This is a genomic window from Streptomyces sp. NPDC031049 (assembly GCF_055571015.1).
This window is the reverse complement of the sequence record NZ_JBVIGC010000007.1, coordinates 93769-111401: the sequence shown is the minus strand read 5'-3', so window position 1 is coordinate 111401 and position 17633 is coordinate 93769. Positions and strand designations below refer to the sequence as shown.

Below are 17633 nucleotides of genomic sequence, written 5' to 3'. Positions count from 1 at the left end.
TCACTTCTTTCATGGCCTACCGGAAGACCCCCGCTGAGATCCGTCGGCTGGAAGCCGCCCGGGACCACCTCGTCGCCTGTGCCACCGCCGTGGTCGCCGAGGTGGGCTGGGCGCAGGCCTCGGTGACGGCGGTCGCCGGGGCGGCCGGGATCGCGGCCGGCTCGGTCTACCAGCACTTCCCGTCGAAGGCGGCGCTCGCCGTCGAGGTGTTCCGGCGGGCGGCGGGACGTGAGGTCGAGGTGCTCGGCGAGGTGCTGCGCGGTGACGGCGATCCCGTCGAGCGGCTCGCCGCGGGCGTGCGGGTCTTCGCGCGCCGCGCGCTGGAGAACCGCGGCCTGGCCTACGCCCTGCTCGCTGCCCCGGCCGAGCCGGCGGTCGGCGCCGAGCGCCTGGACTTCCGGCGCCGCTACCGCGCCCTGTTCGCGGAGGTGGTCCGCGAGGGCATCGGGCACGGCACGCTCCCCGCGCAGAACGCGGAGGTCACGGCCGCCGCGCTGACCGGCGGGATCGGCGAGGTCCTCGTGGTGCCGCTCGGCGCGGCGGAGGACGGCGACACCGAGGCGCTGCTCGGCGAACTCACCGCCATGGCCCTGCGCTGCGCGGGCGCCGCCCCCGTCGCGCACCCGCGCTCCACCCCGTCGCACCACCCCGTCACCTCGGAGGCAGCCCCGTGACCGCACCCGCCGCACCCCGCAGCAACCCCACCGCCACGACCCACGAGGTGACCAACCAGCCCCCGCCGCTGACCGGGCACGACGTGGCCGACGACCCGGTCCTCCTGGAGGGCGTGCGCCGGGAGGGCGCCGCATGGTGCCTGGACGACCTGCACCGCATCGGCCGGCTGGCCGGCGGCGAGGAGGCGCAGCGCTGGGCCGAGGAGGCCAACCGCCACGAACCGGTGCTGCGCACCCACGACCGCTACGGCCACCGCGTCGACGAGGTCGACTTCCACCCCTCGTACCACGCCCTGATGAAGGTGGCGGTCGGCGAGGGCCTCGCCGGCGCGGCCTGGGCCGACGAGCGGGCCGGAGCCCATGTGGCGCGGGCCGCCGGGTTCATGGTGTGGAGCGCCACCGAGGCGGGACACGGCTGCCCGGTCTCCATGACGTACGCCGTGGTCCCCGCGCTGCGGCACGCGCCCGACCTGGCCAAGACCTACGAGCCCCTGCTGACCGGCCGGGTCTACGACCCCGGGCTGCGCACGCCCACCGACAAGCGCGGGCTGCTGGCCGGGATGGGCATGACGGAGAAGCAGGGCGGCTCGGACGTGCGCGCCAACACCACCGTCGCGGCCGAACGGCCCGACGGCACCTGGCGGCTGCGCGGGCACAAGTGGTTCACCAGCGCTCCGATGAACGACCTGTTCCTCGTGCTCGCCCAGGCGCCCGGAGGGCTGTCCTGCTTCCTGGTGCCGCGGGTCCTGCCCGACGGCAGCCGCAACACCTTCCGCATCCAGCGGCTGAAGGACAAGCTGGGCAACCGCTCCAACGCCAGCAGCGAGCCGGAGTTCGACGACACCGTGGCCTGGCTGGTCGGCGCCGAGGGCAAGGGGGTGCGCACCATCATCGAGATGGTGACCATGACCCGGCTCGACTGTGTGCTGGGCTCGGCCGCCGGCACCCGGACCGCGCTCGGCCAGGCCGCCCACCACGTCCGCCACCGCTCCGCGTTCGGCGCCCGGCTCATCGACCAGCCGCTCATGCGCAATGTGATCGCCGACCTGGGCGTCGAGTCCGAGGCGGCCACCACCCTGGCGCTGCGCCTGGCCGGGGCCGCCGACCGGGCGGCGCGCGGGGACGCGTCGGAGCGCGCCTTCCTGCGGTTCGCGACGGCCGTGGCCAAGTACTGGGTCTGCAAGCGCCAGCCCGCCGCCGTCGCCGAGGCGCTGGAGTGTCTCGGCGGCAACGGCTACGACGAGGCCTCCGGCATGCCGCGCCTGTACCGCGAGGCCCCGCTCAACGGCATCTGGGAGGGCTCGGGCAACGTCAGCGCGCTGGACATGCTGCGCGCGCTGGCCCGTGAGCCGGAGTCCCTGGACGTCTTCCGCGCCGAGATCGAGGCCGCCCTCGGCGCCGACCGCCGGCTGGACGCGGCCTGGCGGGGGCTGCGGGAGGAACTGGTGCTCACCGAGGACGCTCCGCTGCGGGCCCGGCGGGTCATCGAGCGTGCCGCGCTGGTGCTCCAGGGCTCCCTGCTCGTCCGGCACGCCCCGGCCGCCGTGGCGGACGCGTTCTGCGCGTCCCGGCTGGCCGGCGACCGCGGGCTGGCCTTCGGCACGCTCGCGCCGGACACGGACTTCGCGGGGGTGCTGGGACGGCTGCCCGCCTGAGCGCCGGCGCGGTCGTCCCGGTCAGTCCCGCCAGGACTCGGCGCCCGCGCCGCGCCACTCGATCAGCGAGGAGGCCAGCGCCTCGTCGGGGTCGAGATCGATCCCGACGCGGCGCACCAGGGCCACGACGTCCTCCAGGCTCGTCGCCACTCCCGCCGGCGCGCCCGCGACGGAGACCCGGCGGCCCGCGGCGTCGCCGGGCGGGTGCACGACCACGGGGGCGATCCGTCCGCGGCGCCCGCCGGGCGGCCGGGGGCACTCCCACGCTCCGGGCTCCGTGGCCCTCGTACGCCGCCTCGCGGACACGTCACCACCCTCCCGGTTTTCTTGCACAGTGCAAAGGTACCGCACCCGACCGGCGGTCCCGTCCGGCTCCGCGCCCGGCCTCCTCCCCGGCAATCCCGCGTCCGCGGAGGAGACATCGGCCCCCGGATGCCCCAGACTCTTAGGGAGACCGAGGTCGATCCCGCGCGAGAGGTCGGGCCTGTGCATGATGTGCCGTTCTGGTTGTGGGCCGTCTTCGCCGTCACGGTGGTGGTGTCCCTGGCGATCGATCTGCTGGCCCACCGGCAGGCCCACGTCATCGGCTTCAAGGAGGCCGCGGCCTGGAGCATGGTGTGGGTCGGGCTGGCGATCGCGTTCGGCGGTGTCGTCTTCGCCGTGGTCGGCACGTCGGCCGGGGTGGAGTACACGACGGCGTGGCTGCTGGAGAAGAGCCTGTCCGTCGACAACCTCTTCGTCTTCGCACTGATCTTCGGCTACTTCCGGGTCCCGCGCGCCTACCAGCACCGGGTGCTCTTCCTCGGCGTGCTCGGCGCCCTGATCTTCCGCGGTGTCTTCCTGGCCGCCGGTGTGGCGGTGGTGAGCCGCTTCACCGCCGTGCTGTTCGTCTTCGCGGCGATCCTCTTCTGGAGCACGTACAAGATCCTCAAGGAGGAGGACGACAGCTTCGACCCGGGCAAGAGCGTCGCCGTCCGCCTGCTGCGCAAGCTCGTCCCGGTGCGGGACGAGTACGCGGGGCCGCACTTCTTCGTCAAGGAGGCCGGCAAGCGCGTCGCCACGCCCCTGCTCGCGGTGGTCGCGGCCATCGAGGCCGCCGACCTGGTCTTCGCCGTGGACAGCGTGCCCGCCGTCCTGGCCGTCAGCAGCGACGCCTTCATCGTCTACACCAGCAACGCCTTCGCCATCCTCGGACTGCGCGCCCTGTACTTCCTGCTCGCGGGGCTGCTCGACCGCTTCCACTACCTCAGCAAGGGACTGGCGCTCATCCTGGCCTTCATCGGCGTCAAGCTGGTCCTCCAGGCCTGCCACAAGATCATCAGCCCCTCCGTGCCCGAGGTCCCCTCGCTGCTGAGTCTCGCCGTGATCGTGGTGGTCCTGGCCGTCTCCATCGGCCTGAGCATGACGCGGCCCCCGGCGAGAAGGAACCCGGAGGCGGCCGAGACGCCGGAGCAGGCCGAGGACTGATCTGCGTCAAGGGACTCCCAAAAGGGATTAAAGCGGCCGTAAAATGGGGGGCATGAACAGCGAGAGGCAACGTCCGGCCCCGGCTTCGTCCGGTGAGCATGTCTGCCCGGCCTGCAAGCAGCCCGTGGAAACGGTCGTGCACCGGCACAAGAGCATGGGCATCTACGTCCCGGCCTGGGGCCCAGGTCCCTGTCACAATCCCCGGTGCGAGAGGTACGAGCCGGAGATGGTGCCGCTGGACTCGGTGCGGAGCGCCCCACCCGGCGAGCGGCGCCGCGACACCGACCCCGGAACCGGGGCCGGAACCGGGGCCGACTGACCCGGCCGACCGACCCCGACCGACGGCCCCGCCCTGCCGACCGACCCGACCTACGGACCCGGTGGCCGGACCCGGCCCGGCCGGCGGACCCGGCCCGGCCGGCGGACCCGATCCGGCCGCGCCGGCCGGTCGGGGGGCCTGGTCGGCGTGATGCGCGGCCACGCGGCCGGCCGGCGTGATCGGGTGAGCCGGTCTGCCGGACCGCTGCGCGGGTCCGCTCACGCGGCCACGGCCCGCGCCGGCCGCTCCTGCGGCTGCCGGGCGAACTGCGTGCGGTACAGCTGCGCGTAGCGTCCCCCGGCGGCCAGCAGTTCCTCGTGCGTGCCCTGTTCCGCGATGCGGCCGTCCTCGACGACGAGGATCCGGTCCGCCGCGCGGACGGTGGACAGCCGGTGGGCGATGACCACGGCCGTACGCCCCTGGAGTGCCTCGGTGAGGGCCTCCTGCACGGCCGCCTCGGAGGTGTTGTCGAGGTGCGCGGTGGCCTCGTCGAGGATGACCACGCGCTGGCGGGCCAGGAGCAGCCGGGCGATGGTCATGCGCTGGCGCTCCCCGCCGGACAGCCGGTACCCGCGCTCGCCGACCACGGTGTCCAGGCCGTCCGGCAGCGACCGCACCAGCTCGTCCAGGCGGGCCCGCCGCAGGGCGTCCCACAGCTCCTCGTCACCGGCGTCCGGACGGGCGAGCAGCAGGTTGGCGCGGACGGTGTCGTGGAAGAGGTGACCGTCCTGGGTGACCATGCCGACGGTCCGGCGCAGCGACTCGGCGCTCAGGTCGCGCACGTCCACTCCCCCGATCCGCACGGCGCCCCCGTCGGTGTCGTACAGCCGCGGCAGCAGCTGCGCGATGGTCGACTTGCCGGCGCCGGAGGAGCCGACGAGGGCGACGGTGCGGCCGGCCTCGGCGCGGAAGGAGACGCCGTGCAGCACCTCGGCGCCGCCCCGGGTGTCCAGCGTGGCGACCTCCTCCAGGGAGGCGAGGGAGACCTTCTCGGCCGAGGGGTAGCCGAAGCGGACGTCATCGAACTCCACCGACACCGGGCCGTCGGGAACCGGGCGGGCGTCGGGCCGCTCCTCGATCAGCGGCCTGAGGTCGAGCACCTCGAAGACGCGCTCGAAGCTGACCAGCGCGCTCATGACCTCCACGCGCGCCCCGGCGAGCGCCGTGAGCGGCGCGTACATCCGGGTGAGCAGCAGGGCCAGCGCCACGACGGCGCCCGGCTCCAGGCTGCCGCGCAGGGCGAACCAGCCGCCGAGCCCGTAGACGAGGGCCAGGGCCAGGGCGGAGACCAGGGTCAGCGCGGTGATGAACGCCGCCTGCGCGGTGGCCGTGCGGACGCCGATGTCGGCGACCCGCCGGGCGCGCACCGCGAACTCGGCCGACTCCTCCTCCGGGCGGCCGAACAGCTTCACCAGTGTGGCGCCGGGCGCCGAGAAGCGCTCCGTCATCCTCGTGCCCATGGCGGCGTTGAGGGCGGCGGCCTCCCGCTGCATGCGGGCCATGCGGCTGCCCATCCGCCGGGCGGGCACGACGAACACCGGGAGCAGCACCAGCGCCAGCAGGGTGATCTGCCAGGACAGGGTGAGCATCACGGCCAGCGTCAGCACCAGGGTCACCAGGTTGCTGACCACGCCGGACAGGGTGTTGCTGAACGCCCGTTGCGCACCGATGACGTCGTTGTTGAGACGGGAGACCAGCGCGCCCGTACGCGTACGTGTGAAGAACGCGACCGGCATGCGCTGCACATGATCGAACACGGCCGTGCGCAGATCCAGGATGAGCCCCTCCCCGAGCGTCGCCGACAGCCGCCGGGAGAGGATGCCGAGCCCGGCCTCCACGACCGCGATGAGCGCGATGAGCAGAGCCAGGCGGACGACGGTGCCCTCGTCGCCGCCCGACACGATCGCGTCGACGACGCGGCCGGCCAGGACGGGCGTGGCGACGGCGAGCAGTGCGGTCACCACCCCGAGCAGCACGAACACGGCGATACGGCGGCGGTGCGGACGGGCGAAGGCGGCGATGCGGCGCAGGGTCGCGCGGGCGAAGGGGCGGCGGTCCTGCTCGGCGTTCATGACGCTGTGCAGCTGGGTCCATGCGGTCGTCTCCATGCTCATGCCGACGACGGTAGAACCTCAAGCTTTCTTGAGGTCAAGGGCCGGCCGCTGTCCGCTCGTAAGCCGCCGGTCCCGCCCGGGACATCGGCCGTTGGTGCGGCGCGGGCAGCCTCCTGGACCGTGACCGTCCGCCGAGTCCTCTGTCTGCTGCCGCTCGCGCTCGTCGCGGCGGTGGCGTGGCACAACCGGTCCGTGCTGGCCGACGGACTGGGCCAGTTGACCTCCGCCCGCTGGCCGTGGCTGCTGGCCGCGGGCGGCGCGACCTGTCTGACCTGGGTCGCCGCCGCCTGCACCCGGCAGGGCGCGGTGGTCGAGCGGCTGCCCGGCGGGCGACTGCTCGTGACCCAGTTCGCGGCGGGCGCCGCCAACCACATCCTGCCGTCGGGTCTGGGCGCGAGCGCGGTCAATCTGCGGTTCATGACGGTGTGCGGGCTGCCGCTCGCCCGTTCCTCGGCCGCGCTCGCCCTGTACCTGCTGGCGGAGAGCATCGGCCGGGTGGCGCTGCTGGGCGTCCTGCTGCTCGTCTTTCCCGACGCGCTGGGGCTCGGCGCGCTGCTGCCGGACGGGGCGGTCGGGCCCTTGCTGCTCGTCGCGGCGGTCGCGCTGCCGGTGGCGGCGGGCGCGCTGGCGTGCGTACGGCGGCTGCGCACGGCCGTCGTCTCCTTCCTGCGCACGGCACTCGGCGAGGCCCGCGCGGTGCACTCCCGGCCGGCCCGGGTGCTCGCCCTGTGGGGCGGTTCGCTGGCCTTCCCCGCCCTCCAGGCGACCGGACTGGTGCTGGTGGGGCGGGCCTTGAGCCTCGAGGTGCCGGCCGCGCACATGGCGGTCGCCTATCTGGCGGCGACGGTGGCCGTGGCGCTCGTGCCGACGCCGGGCGGCCTCGGCACGGTCGAGGCGGCGCTGATCGTGGCCCTGGTGGCGGCGGGCGGCCCGGCGGCGGTGGCCACGGCGGTGGTGCTGGCCTACCGGGTCATCACCGTCTGGCTGCCGATGCTGCCGGGCGCGCTGACGCTGGGGGCACTGATCCGGCTGAAGGTCGTCTGACGCTTGTCCGGGCGGTCTCGACGGTGGTCGCCCCGGGAGGCGCGGCCACCGGGCCGGACACCCGAGCCCCGTCACAGGCCCGCGCCCGGCCACTCGCCCGAGGCCAGCCAGGTGTGTACGGCCGCTGCCGCGCGGGCGCCCTCGCGGGCCGCCGTGGCGGCGGTCCCGGCCGGGTGCAGCACGCTGCCGACGGCGAACACGCCCGGCCGGGCGGTGCGCAGCGCGCCGTCCACGGCCGGGCCGCGGGTGCCGGGGTCGAGGGGGATGCCGCCGCTGCGCGCCAGGTCGTGCTCGGGGACGAAGTCGCCGGTGAAGACGACGGTGTCGCACGGCAGCGTCGCCGTGCGGCCGTCCCGGTGGCGCACGCGGACGCCCGACAGCCGCCGCCCGCCGAGGATCTCGGTGACCGTGGTGCCGGTGAGGAGCGGGACGCCGTGCCGCAGCCGCTCGTCCAGCGCCCGCACGACACCCGTCCGGGCCCGGGGCAGCTCCGTGACCAGGGCGACGACCTCGGCCCCGGCGGCCCGTAGGGTCCCGGCGGCGACGTAGGAGACGTCCTCGGCGCCGACCACCACCGCCCGGCTGCCGATCCGCTGCCCGAACAGGTGGACGGCCTGCTGGAGTTCGCCGGTGGTGTAGACGCCGGCCGGCCGGGTGCCGGGGACCAGGCGGGCGGCGCGGGGGCGTTCCCGGGCGCCGGTGGCGAGCACCACCGCCCGGGCGGTGACGGTTCCAGGGCCGCCGGGACCGGCGGTGGCCAGCGACCGCGGGCCCGCCCACTCCAGGGCGCCGACGCCCGTCCGCAGCACGGCCCCGGCACCCACCGCCGCCCGGACGGCCCGGCGGGCGTACGCCGGGCCGGTCCGCGGGTGCGGCGGGGTGCCGAAGCCGCGGTGCGGGCAGTACCGGGGCACGCCCCCGGCCGACTCCTCGCGTTCCAGTACCTCGACGCAGGCGCCGTCGGCCGCCAGCCGTGCCGCGGCGGCGAGGCCGCCGGGGCCGGCGCCCACCACGAGCACGTCGACGCGCCGGGTCATGCCGGCCCCCTTTCGAACAGCGCGCGGACCGCCGCCCCGCAGTGGAAGCCCTGGCAGCGGCCCGCCCGCGCGCGGGTGCGGCGGCGCAGTCCGTCGAGGTCGCGGGGCGGGACCGGGCCGGCGAGGGCGTCGCGGATCTCGCCACGGGAGACGTGCTCGCAGTGGCAGACCAGGACGCCGTACTCCGGGTCGGCGGCGACCAGTCCGGGACGCCGGCAGGGGCGCGGGGAGGCCGCGCCGAGGTCGGGCATCCGCACCGGCTCCGGCTCGCGCTCCGGACCGAGGTCCAGACCCGCGTCGGCGAGCAGCGCGGTGACGTGGCCGGCGATGGCGAGGGAGGCGGTCAGGCCGGTGGAGCGGATGCCGCCGACGGTGACGTACCTCCGCGACGGGTGGGTGCGGATGCGGTAGTCGTCGTGCTCGGTGGCGGCGCGCAGCCCGGCGTAGACGGCGGTGACCTCCTCCTCGACCAGGGCGGGCAGGATGCGGCGGCCCCGGGCGCGCAGCAGGGCGATGCCCTCGGCGGTGGAGCCGGTGGCCGACCTGTCGTCCAGGTCCTCGGCGGTGGGGCCGAGCAGCACGTTGCCGTGGACGGTGGGGGCGACCAGGACGCCCTTGCCCAGGGCGGTGGGGACGGGGAGCAGGATGTGCCGCACCAGGGGGCGGGCGGCCTTGTCGTAGACGAGGAGCTGGCCGCGGCGCGGGGTGACGGTGAAGTCGTGCAGCCCGAGCCGGGCGTCGAGCGTGTCGGCGTGCAGTCCGGCCGCGTTGACCAGCCATCGGGCGCGCAGCCGGCCGCGCGGTGTGTGCAGCACATGGGTGTCGTCCTGCCGGCGCACGTCCGCCACAGGGCAGTCGAGGTGCAGGTCGGCTCCGGCGCGCACGGCCTGGGTGGCGTACGCCAGCGTCGTCGTCCACGGGCAGACGATGCTCTCGCCGGGCACGTGCAGGGCGCCCAGCGCGCCGGGGCCGAGGTGGGGTTCGCGGGCGTAGAGGTCGTCGCGGCCGAGGAGGCGGGCGGCGTCGTACGCGTTGCGCCGGGCCTTGTCCGCCAGGGCCGGCAGGGCGGCGAGCTGCTCCTCGTCCCAGGCGACCAGCAGGGCGCCGACCGGTTCCAGGGCGATGCCGGACTCGGCGGCGTAGGCGGCGAGCGCGCGGGCGCCCTCGCGGACGAGCCGCGCCTCCAGGGAGCCGGGCACGGCGTCGAACCCGGTGTGCAGGATGGCGGTGTTGGCCTTGGACGTGCCCTCGCCGACGTCACCCCGGGCCTCGACGAGGGCGACGCGCAGCCCCGGGTGGTGGGCGAGCCGGCGGGCGATCGCGCAGCCGACCACGCCGGCGCCGACGACCGCCACGTCGTAGGGCCGCGGGGGCAGGGGCTCGCCCTGGACGGTGACCGTCACGCCGGGCCCCGGGTGATCGGCGCGCCCCGTCCGCGGGTGACCGTCATGCCGGCGTCCGGTCGAGCAGCGCGGCGACGGCGGTGCGGAAGCGGCCGAGGCGTTCGGCGGCCTCGCCTGCGGTGATGCGGGGTTCGTACACGGCGGCCGGTGTGCCGTCGGGCAGCGCCTCGGCGACCGTCAGGTCCGGTTCCGCGCCCAGCCGGGCCAGGACGCCGACGCCGAGGGCGGTGGCGTCGGCCAGGGCGGACACCTCCACGGGGCGTTGCAGCAGATCGGCCTGGGTCTGCATGAGCAGCGCCGAGCGGGTCAGTCCGCCGTCGGCGCGCAGCACGGTCAGCGGTGCCCCGAGGTCGGCCGCGGCGGCGTCGGCGAGTTCCACGACCTGGGCGGCCAGCCCCTCGCACAGGGCCCGGACCAGGTGGCCGGGCGTGGTGTCCAGGCCCAGTCCGGTGAGCGAGCCGCGCACGTCGCCCCGCCACCAGGGCGCGGCGAGCCCGGCGAGCGCCGGGACGAAGGTGACGCCGCCGCTGTCGGGCACGGCGCCGCCGACGCGGTCGAGGTCGGCGGCGCCGGTGATGACGCCGAGGTCGGTGAGCCAGCGCACGGCGGAGGCGGCCGTGTAGACCTGGCCGTCGAGGCAGTAGGCGGTGCGTCCGGCGAGCCGCCAGGCGACACAGCCGGCCAGGCCGACGGCGCTCCGGCGCGGGGTGTCGCCGGTGTGCGCGAGCAGGAACGCGCCGGTGCCGTAGGTGCACTTGGCGGTGCCGGCCGCGGTGACCCGCTGGGCGAGCAGGGCGGCCTGCTGGTCCACGGCGAGTCCGGTGAGCGGGAGTGCGGGGCCGAAGGCGGTGGTGGTGCCGGTCTCTTCGGCGTTGCCGACGACCTCGGGGAACCGTTCGCCGGCGAGGCCGTACAGCTCGCGGGCGCGCGGTGACCAGGTGGTGCCGTCCAGGTCGAGGAGCTGGGTGCGGGAGGCGGTCGCGGCGTCGGTGACGAAGGCGCCGGTGAGCCGGTGGACCAGCCAGGCGTCGGAGGTGGTGACGACGCCGTCGCGGGTGAGCCGGCGGCGTATCCACGCCATCTTGGGGGCGGCGAAGTACGGGTCCAGGGGCAGCCCGGTCAGCTCGCGCAACTCCTCGGCGTGCGGGGCCAGTTCGGCGCAGACGGTCTCGGCGCGGCGGTCCTGCCAGACGAGGGCGTCGGTCAGCGGGCGGCCCGTCGCCGGGTCCCAGGCGAGCACGGTCTCGCCCTGGTTGGCGAGTCCGAGGGCGGTGGCCGGTTCGCCGGCGTCGGCCAGGGCCTGCCGGCCGGCGTCGAGGACCGACCGGTACAGCTCCCCGGGGTCCACCTCGACCCGGCCGCCGGGCAGGTGGCGTGGGCGGACGGGGGCGAAGCCGGTGCCGATGACGCCGCGGTCCGGGCAGAGCACCAGGGCCTTGGTGCCGGACGTGCCCTGGTCGACGGCGAGCAGCGGTCCCCTGGCCAACGCACGCCTCCCGTTCCGGACGATCACCGAGCCTCAGCCTGCCGTCGCCGCACACACCCCGTCAAGCGGTGCTGACCGGCAGTCATATTCCTCTGGCAGCAGTGGTGTTGGCCGGAGATCGCCTTTCGGGGACTGGGGCCCGGCCCCCGCCCCTATAGTGACCGCCGACCACCGCACCGCTGCACCACCGCCCCCGGGGAGGGCTGTTGTCACTCCATCCTGCCGTCGTGCCCGTACCGCTCGCCGGGACGGGCGGGTGATGGCACGGGACGGAGCCCGACCCGCCTACGACCCCGCAGGCCACGACAGCGCGCTGCGCGCCGCCCTCCAGGAGGTGCGCACCGGCCGCTGGATGTCGATGCGCACGCTGCTGGAGCAGACCACGACCTGGTCGCAGTGGACGCGGCGCACCCAGGTGCTGGCGACCGCTGCGGCCGGCACGGACGTGGTGCGGGCCTGGCTCGGGGAGGAGCCGCACAGCGTGCCGGCCGCGGTGATGCACGCGCGCGTGGCCGTCGAACGCGCGCTGCGGGCGCACCGGGAGGAGCACCGCCGTACGCACGAACTGTGGCTGGAGGCCTGGCACGCGTGCGACGCGGCGACGCGGTCCGCCCCGTACGACCCGGTGCCGTGGGTGTGTCTGCTGGCGCTGGCCCGGCTGGACGGCGAACAGCGCTGGGCGGAGCACCGCATGGCGCCGCCGGAGCCGATGCTGCCCGCGGGCCCCTGGGGGCTGCTGGCCCGGGCGGACGAACGGGACCCGTTCAACCGCGAGGCACATCACCGGATGCTCCAGTTCCTGTACCCGCGCGGCGGTTCTGGGCGGCTGGCCGAGGCGGCCGGGTTCGCGCACTGGGCGGCCGGCGCGGCCCCGCCGGGTTCCGCGCTGCACGTCCTGCCGCTGTACGTGCGGGTCGAGCGCTACCGGCGCTCGGGCGGGCGGGCGGCGGCACTCGACCTGAACTGGGTGGCGGAGGACGCCACCCGTGAGGCCCGGCAGGCGTTCGACTCCTGGTTCCGGCTCGCGCCTCCCGCCGAGCGCTCGGTGCTGGACCTCAACCACCTGGCGCACGCCCTGTGGGGCGCCCTCCGCTTCGCCGAGGCGGCGGAGGTGTTCGACGCGCTGGGCCCCTATTGGACCCCGCTGCCCTGGGCGCTGCGCGTCACCGGGCCGCGCGATCCCGGCCGGGCCGTGGAGGTCTTCGCCCAGGCCCGGGCCCGCTGCCGGCCGGCCGGCCGCCGGTCCCGCTGAACGCCACACCCACCCCCCACCCTCTCGACGGAGGTCTCCGCATGCCCCGCACCCCCTCCTCACCGGCGCACGACGAGGAGCAGCGTCTGCGCGAACTGGGCTACCGGCCGGTGCTGGCCCGCCGCATGGGCGGCTTCGGCAACTTCGCGATCAGCTTCTCGGTGATCTCGATCCTGTCCGGCTGCATGACCCTGTACGGCTTCGGCCTGGGCACCGGCGGTCCCGCCGTGATGCTGTGGGGGTGGGCGGGCGTCGGCCTGTTCGTGCTGTGCGTGGGAATGGCGCTCGCCGAGGTCACCAGCGCCTACCCCACCTCCGGCGCCCTGTACTACATGGCCGACCGGCTCGGCGGCCGGCGCTGGGGCTGGTACACGGGCTGGCTGAACCTGCTGGGCCTGCTGGGCGCGATCGCCGGCATCGACTACGGGGCGGCGCTGTTCACCGGCGCCTTCCTCAACCTCCAGTGGGGCTTCGAGCCGACGCCGGAGAAGACGATGCTGATCTTCGTCGTGATCCTGCTGCTGCACGCCACGCTGAACCTCTTCGGGGTGCGGCTGGTCAGCGTGCTCAACTCGGTCAGCGTCTGGTGGCACCTGGCCGGCGTGGCGCTGATCGTCGGCGCGCTGGTGATCGTGCCCGACGACCACCGCTCACCGTCCTTCGTGTTCACGGAGTTCGTCAACGACACCGGCTGGGACAACCCGCTGTACGTGGCGGCGATCGGGCTGCTGCTCGCGCAGTACACCTTCTCCGGGTACGACGCCTCGGCCCATCTGTCGGAGGAGACCGCCAACGCCTCGGTGACGGCGGCGCGCGGCATCGTCCGGGCCATCTGGGTGTCGTGGATCGCGGGTTTCGTCCTGCTGGCCGGCCTGACCTTCGCCATCCAGGACTACGAGGCCACGCAGAACACCGCGACCGGGGTGCCGCCGGCCCAGATCCTGCTGGACGCACTGGGTACCGACGGGGCGAGCGCCCTGCTGCTGGTGGTGATCGTCGCCCAGTTGTTCTGCGGCAACGCCGAGGTCGCCGCCGCCAGCCGCATGGTGTTCGCCTTCAGCCGGGACGGTGCGCTGCCCGGCTCGGCCCTGTGGCGCCGGGTCTCGGCGCGCACCCGGACGCCGGTGGCCGCCGTGTGGCTGTCGGTGGGGGCCGCCTGTGTGCTGGCGCTGCCGTCCCTGTACTCGGCGACGGCGTACGGGGCGGTCACCGCGATCAACGTCATCGGGATCACCCCGGCCTACGCCATCCCGGTGCTGCTGCGGCTGCGGGCGGGCGACCGGTTCACGCCGGGGCCGTGGAACCTGGGCCGGTGGAGCCGGCCGGTCGGCTGGACCGCGGTGGTGTGGGTGGCGTTCGTCACGGTGCTGTTCTGCCTGCCGCAGTCGTCGCCGGTGACGGTGGACACGATGAACTACGCCTCCCTCGCCCTGTTGGCCGTCCTGGTCCTGGCCACGGTGTGGTGGTTCGTCGCCCGCCGCCGGTACGCGATCCCGACCACGGCGGCGTACGGCGACGACCGCGAGCAGGCGGAACTGGCCGAAGGCATCGTCTGAGGGCCGGGGCACGGTCCCCGTGGCGCGGGGCCCGGTCCTCGTGGTGCGGACCGCCCCCGCGGATGCGGCAGGATGAGGCCTCGCGCCGGTCGAACTCCTTTGCGGTATCCGGCGTTCGCACATCCCGGAATCGAGCAGGTGACGACGTGACGAAACTTCGCATCCGGCCGTCGGCGGGCATCCTCGCCGCATCCGCGCGCCACGGAGGTGACCGGTGAACGGCGACCTCACCGCGGACCACCTGGTCATGGCGGGGGTGGCCCTGGCCGCCGGCCTGCTGGCCGCGTTCCTGCTGCGGGTGCTGCTGCGCTGGCTGGCGAAACACGCCGACCGCACCCGCTGGAGCGGCGACGACGTGATCGTGGCCGCGCTGCGCACCGTGGTGCCGTGGGCGGCGGTCGCCGGCGGGGTGGCGGGTGCGGCGGCGGCGCTGCCGCTGACCCGGACGGTGCAGCACAACGTCAACCAGGTGCTGACGGTGCTGCTGATCTTCGTGGTGACGGTGTCGGCGGCCCGGGTGATCGCCGGGCTCGTGCGGACGCTGACGATGTCCCGGTCCGGAGTCGCCGGGTCCGCCACGATCTTCGTGAACATCACCCGGGTCCTGGTCCTGGCCATCGGTTTCCTGGTGGTGCTCCAGACCCTGGGCATCTCCATCGCGCCGCTGCTCACCGCCCTGGGCGTCGGTGGTCTGGCGGTCGCGCTGGCCCTCCAGGACACCCTCGCCAACCTCTTCGCGGGCATCCACATCCTCGCCGCGAAGACGGTGCAGCCCGGTGACTACATCCAGCTCAGCAGCGGTGAGGAGGGGTACGTCGAGGACATCAACTGGCGGCAGACCACCATCCGTGAGCTGTCCAACAACCTGGTGGTGATCCCGAACGGTCAGCTCGCCAAGTCGAACATGACCAATTTCATGCGCCCCGAGCAGAAGCTGACCATCCTGGTGCAGGCGGGCGTCGCCTACGACAGCGACCTGGAGCAGGTGGAGCGGGTCACCATGGAGGTCGTCTCCGAGGTGATGACCGAGATCGCCGGCGCCGTCCCGGACCACGAGCCCGCGGTGCGCTTCCACACGTTCGGCGACTCGCGGATCGGCTTCACGGTGATCCTGGGCGTGGGCGAGTTCAGCGACCAGTACCGGATCAAGCACGAGTTCATCAAGCGCCTGCACAAGCGGTACCGCGCGGAGGGCATCCGGATCCCGGCGCCCGCCCGCACCGTCGCGCTCCAGCAGGGGGCCGTGGTGCTGCCGCAGCAGCGGACCGGGGAGGCCGCCGACGTCCCGCACGCCGGGTTCGTCCGGAATCTCCCGGCGGACCCCAGTCGAGACGGCGTCGATCACGAGATATCTTGATGTCGAGCAATGTTGCAGACGTGGAGCGGAGCACCCGGTGACTGACTCGACCATCATCTATACGCACACCGACGAGGCCCCGGCCCTGGCGACGTATTCGTTCCTGCCGGTGATCCGGGCGTACGCCTCGCAGGCGGGCGTCCCCGTGGAGACGCGGGACATCTCGCTGGCCGGACGCATCATCGCCGTGTTCCCGGAGTACCTCACCGAGGACCAGCGCATCCCGGACGCCCTGGCGGAGCTCGGCGAGCTGGCCAAGACGCCCGCCGCCAACATCATCAAGCTGCCGAACATCTCGGCGTCCATCCCGCAGCTGAAGGCCGCCGTCGCCGAGCTCCAGGGCCAGGGCTACGCGCTGCCGGACTACCCGGACGACCCGAAGACCGACGAGGAGCGCGAGATCCGCGCCCGTTACGACAAGGTCAAGGGCTCCGCGGTCAACCCGGTCCTGCGCGAGGGCAACTCCGACCGGCGCGCCCCGGCCTCGGTGAAGAACTACGCCAAGTCCCACCCGCACCGCATGGGCGCCTGGACCGCCGAGTCGAAGACCAACGTGGCGACCATGGGCGTGGACGACTTCCGCTCCACCGAGAAGTCCGTGATCGTCGCCGAGGACGGCGCGCTGCGCATCGAACTCAAGGGCGACGACGGCTCCACCACCGTGCTGCGCGAGTCGGTACCGGTGAAGAAGGGCGAGGTCGTCGACGCCTCCGTGATGCGGGTCGCCGCGCTGCGGGAGTTCCTCACCGCGCAGGTCGCCCGCGCCAAGCAGGAGGGCGTGCTGTTCTCCGTGCACCTGAAGGCCACGATGATGAAGGTCTCCGACCCGATCATCTTCGGCCACGTGGTGCGCGCCTTCTTCCCGAAGACCTTCGCGAAGTACGGCGACAAGCTCGCCGCGGCCGGCCTCACCCCGAACGACGGCCTCGGCGGCATCTACAAGGGCCTCGAGGCCCTGCCGGAGGGCGCCGAGATCAAGGCCTCCTTCGACGCCGAGCTGGCCGAGGGCCCGGAGCTGGCGATGGTCGACTCCGACAAGGGCATCACCAACCTGCACGTCCCCTCCGACGTGATCATCGACGCCTCGATGCCGGCCATGATCCGCACCTCCGGCCACATGTGGGGCCCGGACGGCCAGGAGCACGACGCCCTCGCCGTCATCCCGGACTCCTCCTACGCCGGTGTGTACCAGGCCGTCATCGACGACTGCCGCGCCAACGGGGCCTACGACCCGTCGACCATGGGCTCCGTGCCGAACGTCGGCCTCATGGCGCAGAAGGCCGAGGAGTACGGCAGCCACGACAAGACCTTCGAGATCCCGGTCACCGGCACGGTCCGCCTGGTCGACCAGGCCGGCAACGCCGTCATCGAGCAGGCCGTGTCCGCCGGTGACATCTTCCGCGCCTGCCAGACCAAGGACGCGCCGATCAAGGACTGGGTGAAGCTGGCCGTCACCCGCGCCCGCGCCACCGGCGACCCGGCCGTCTTCTGGCTGGACGCCACCCGCGCCCACGACGCCAACCTGATCAAGAAGGTCGAGCAGTACCTGCCGGAGCACGACACCGAGGGCCTGGACATCAAGATCCTGTCCCCGGTCGAGGCCACCAAGCTGTCGGTGGAGCGCATCCGCCGCGGTGAGAACACCATCTCGGTGACCGGCAACGTGCTGCGCGACTACCTGACCGACCTGTTCCCGATCCTGGAGCTGGGCACCAGCGCCAAGATGCTGTCGGTCGTCCCGCTGATGGCGGGCGGCGGCCTGTTCGAGACCGGCGCCGGCGGCTCCGCGCCCAAGCACGTGCAGCAGCTGGTCAAGGAGAACTACCTGCGCTGGGACTCCCTGGGCGAGTTCTTCGCCCTGGTCCCGTCGCTGGAGAAGTACGCCGAGGTCACCGGCAACGCCCGCGCCAAGGTGCTGGCCGACGCCCTCGACCGCGCGACCGCGACCTTCCTCAACGAGGACAAGTCCCCGACCCGGCGCGTCGGCGGCATCGACAACCGCGGCAGCCACTTCTACCTGTCCCTGTACTGGGCGCAGGAGCTGGCGAAGCAGACCGACGACGCGGACCTGGCCAAGGCCTTCGCCCCGCTCGCCGAGAAGCTGTCCGCCGACGAGCAGAAGATCGTCGAGGAGCTGAACGCCGTCCAGGGCAAGCCGGCCGAGATCGGCGGCTACTACCAGCCCGACCCGGCCAAGGCCGCGGAGGTCATGCGCCCGTCCGCGACCTGGAACGAGGCCCTGGCGTCCCTGAGCTGACGCCCCGCCCCA

At 74.2% G+C, this 17633-nt stretch carries 13 protein-coding genes and 1 pseudogene; 9 read left to right on the top strand and 5 right to left on the bottom strand.

Annotated features, from left to right (window positions below):
- Positions 1-11 precede the first annotated feature (11 nt).
- Positions 12-674, top strand: a complete 663-nt coding sequence (locus ACZ45Q_RS14170) for a TetR/AcrR family transcriptional regulator (protein WP_468259771.1) — start codon at positions 12-14, stop codon at positions 672-674.
- Positions 671-2329, top strand: coding sequence for an acyl-CoA dehydrogenase family protein (locus ACZ45Q_RS14165; RefSeq protein WP_468259769.1), 1659 nt, complete (start codon positions 671-673; stop codon positions 2327-2329). Before ACZ45Q_RS14170 ends, ACZ45Q_RS14165 begins: the two co-directional genes overlap by 4 nt.
- A gap of 21 nt (positions 2330-2350) precedes the next feature.
- Here ACZ45Q_RS14165 and ACZ45Q_RS14160 read toward each other — a convergent pair whose 3' ends face one another.
- Complete coding sequence (locus ACZ45Q_RS14160; protein ID WP_468259767.1) at positions 2351-2545, bottom strand: hypothetical protein; 195 nt, start codon at positions 2543-2545, stop codon at positions 2351-2353.
- Between the two features lie 270 nt (positions 2546-2815).
- On the opposite strand from ACZ45Q_RS14160, the gene ACZ45Q_RS14155 reads away from it, so the two are divergent.
- Positions 2816-3796 carry a TerC family protein gene (locus ACZ45Q_RS14155; RefSeq protein WP_468259764.1) on the top strand — a complete coding sequence of 327 codons (981 nt, stop codon included), beginning with the start codon at positions 2816-2818 and terminating at the stop codon, positions 3794-3796.
- Between the two features lie 52 nt (positions 3797-3848).
- Positions 3849-4115 carry a hypothetical protein gene (locus ACZ45Q_RS14150; protein ID WP_468259762.1) on the top strand — a complete coding sequence of 89 codons (267 nt, stop codon included), beginning with the start codon at positions 3849-3851 and terminating at the stop codon, positions 4113-4115.
- Between the two features lie 218 nt (positions 4116-4333).
- On the opposite strand, the gene ACZ45Q_RS14145 is transcribed toward ACZ45Q_RS14150, so the two are convergent.
- A complete protein-coding gene (locus ACZ45Q_RS14145) occupies positions 4334-6223 on the bottom strand; it encodes an ABC transporter ATP-binding protein (protein ID WP_468260363.1) in 1890 nt (629 codons plus the stop codon).
- A gap of 126 nt (positions 6224-6349) precedes the next feature.
- Between ACZ45Q_RS14145 and ACZ45Q_RS14140 the strand changes: the two genes are divergently transcribed.
- The gene (locus ACZ45Q_RS14140; protein WP_468259759.1) at positions 6350-7273 is read left to right on the top strand and encodes a lysylphosphatidylglycerol synthase transmembrane domain-containing protein; all 924 of its coding nucleotides are present in this window, start codon (positions 6350-6352) and stop codon (positions 7271-7273) included.
- Positions 7274-7356: 83 nt separating this feature from the next.
- Here ACZ45Q_RS14140 and ACZ45Q_RS14135 read toward each other — a convergent pair.
- From ACZ45Q_RS14135 to ACZ45Q_RS14125, 3 genes and pseudogenes are all read right to left on the bottom strand, one after another.
- Positions 7357-8310 (bottom strand): annotated as a pseudogene (locus tag ACZ45Q_RS14135) (NAD(P)/FAD-dependent oxidoreductase); the annotation flags it as partial.
- Positions 8307-9713, bottom strand: a complete 1407-nt coding sequence (locus ACZ45Q_RS14130) for an FAD-dependent oxidoreductase (RefSeq protein WP_468259756.1) — start codon at positions 9711-9713, stop codon at positions 8307-8309. The pseudogene ACZ45Q_RS14135 and the gene ACZ45Q_RS14130, both read right to left, overlap by 4 nt.
- 43 nt (positions 9714-9756) lie before the next feature.
- Positions 9757-11199 (bottom strand): FGGY family carbohydrate kinase, encoded by a 1443-nt coding sequence (locus tag ACZ45Q_RS14125; protein ID WP_468259753.1) that lies wholly within the window; start codon positions 11197-11199, stop codon positions 9757-9759.
- A 259-nt stretch (positions 11200-11458) separates the two neighbouring features.
- Between ACZ45Q_RS14125 and ACZ45Q_RS14120 the strand changes: the two genes are divergently transcribed.
- From ACZ45Q_RS14120 to ACZ45Q_RS14105, 4 genes are all read left to right on the top strand, one after another.
- Positions 11459-12451 (top strand): hypothetical protein, encoded by a 993-nt coding sequence (locus ACZ45Q_RS14120; RefSeq protein ID WP_468259750.1) that lies wholly within the window; start codon positions 11459-11461, stop codon positions 12449-12451.
- A gap of 41 nt (positions 12452-12492) precedes the next feature.
- Positions 12493-14007, top strand: a complete 1515-nt coding sequence (locus ACZ45Q_RS14115; protein WP_468259747.1) for an amino acid permease — start codon at positions 12493-12495, stop codon at positions 14005-14007.
- Positions 14008-14254: 247 nt separating this feature from the next.
- Entirely contained in the window at positions 14255-15364 is a 1110-nt protein-coding gene (locus ACZ45Q_RS14110) for a mechanosensitive ion channel family protein (protein ID WP_468260360.1), read from the top strand.
- A 37-nt stretch (positions 15365-15401) separates the two neighbouring features.
- Positions 15402-17621 (top strand): NADP-dependent isocitrate dehydrogenase, encoded by a 2220-nt coding sequence (locus tag ACZ45Q_RS14105; RefSeq protein WP_468259744.1) that lies wholly within the window; start codon positions 15402-15404, stop codon positions 17619-17621.
- Positions 17622-17633: the final 12 nt, after the last annotated feature.

Coding starts and splice junctions, on each gene's coding strand:
- ACZ45Q_RS14170 (WP_468259771.1), top strand. CDS start 12: ATGGCCTACCGGAAGACCCCCGCTGAGATCCGTCGGCTGGAAGCCGCC.
- ACZ45Q_RS14120 (WP_468259750.1), top strand. CDS start 11,459: ATGGCACGGGACGGAGCCCGACCCGCCTACGACCCCGCAGGCCACGAC.
- ACZ45Q_RS14145 (WP_468260363.1), bottom strand. CDS start 6,223: ATGGAGACGACCGCATGGACCCAGCTGCACAGCGTCATGAACGCCGAG.
- ACZ45Q_RS14150 (WP_468259762.1), top strand. CDS start 3,849: ATGAACAGCGAGAGGCAACGTCCGGCCCCGGCTTCGTCCGGTGAGCAT.
- ACZ45Q_RS14115 (WP_468259747.1), top strand. CDS start 12,493: ATGCCCCGCACCCCCTCCTCACCGGCGCACGACGAGGAGCAGCGTCTG.
- ACZ45Q_RS14110 (WP_468260360.1), top strand. CDS start 14,255: ATGGCGGGGGTGGCCCTGGCCGCCGGCCTGCTGGCCGCGTTCCTGCTG.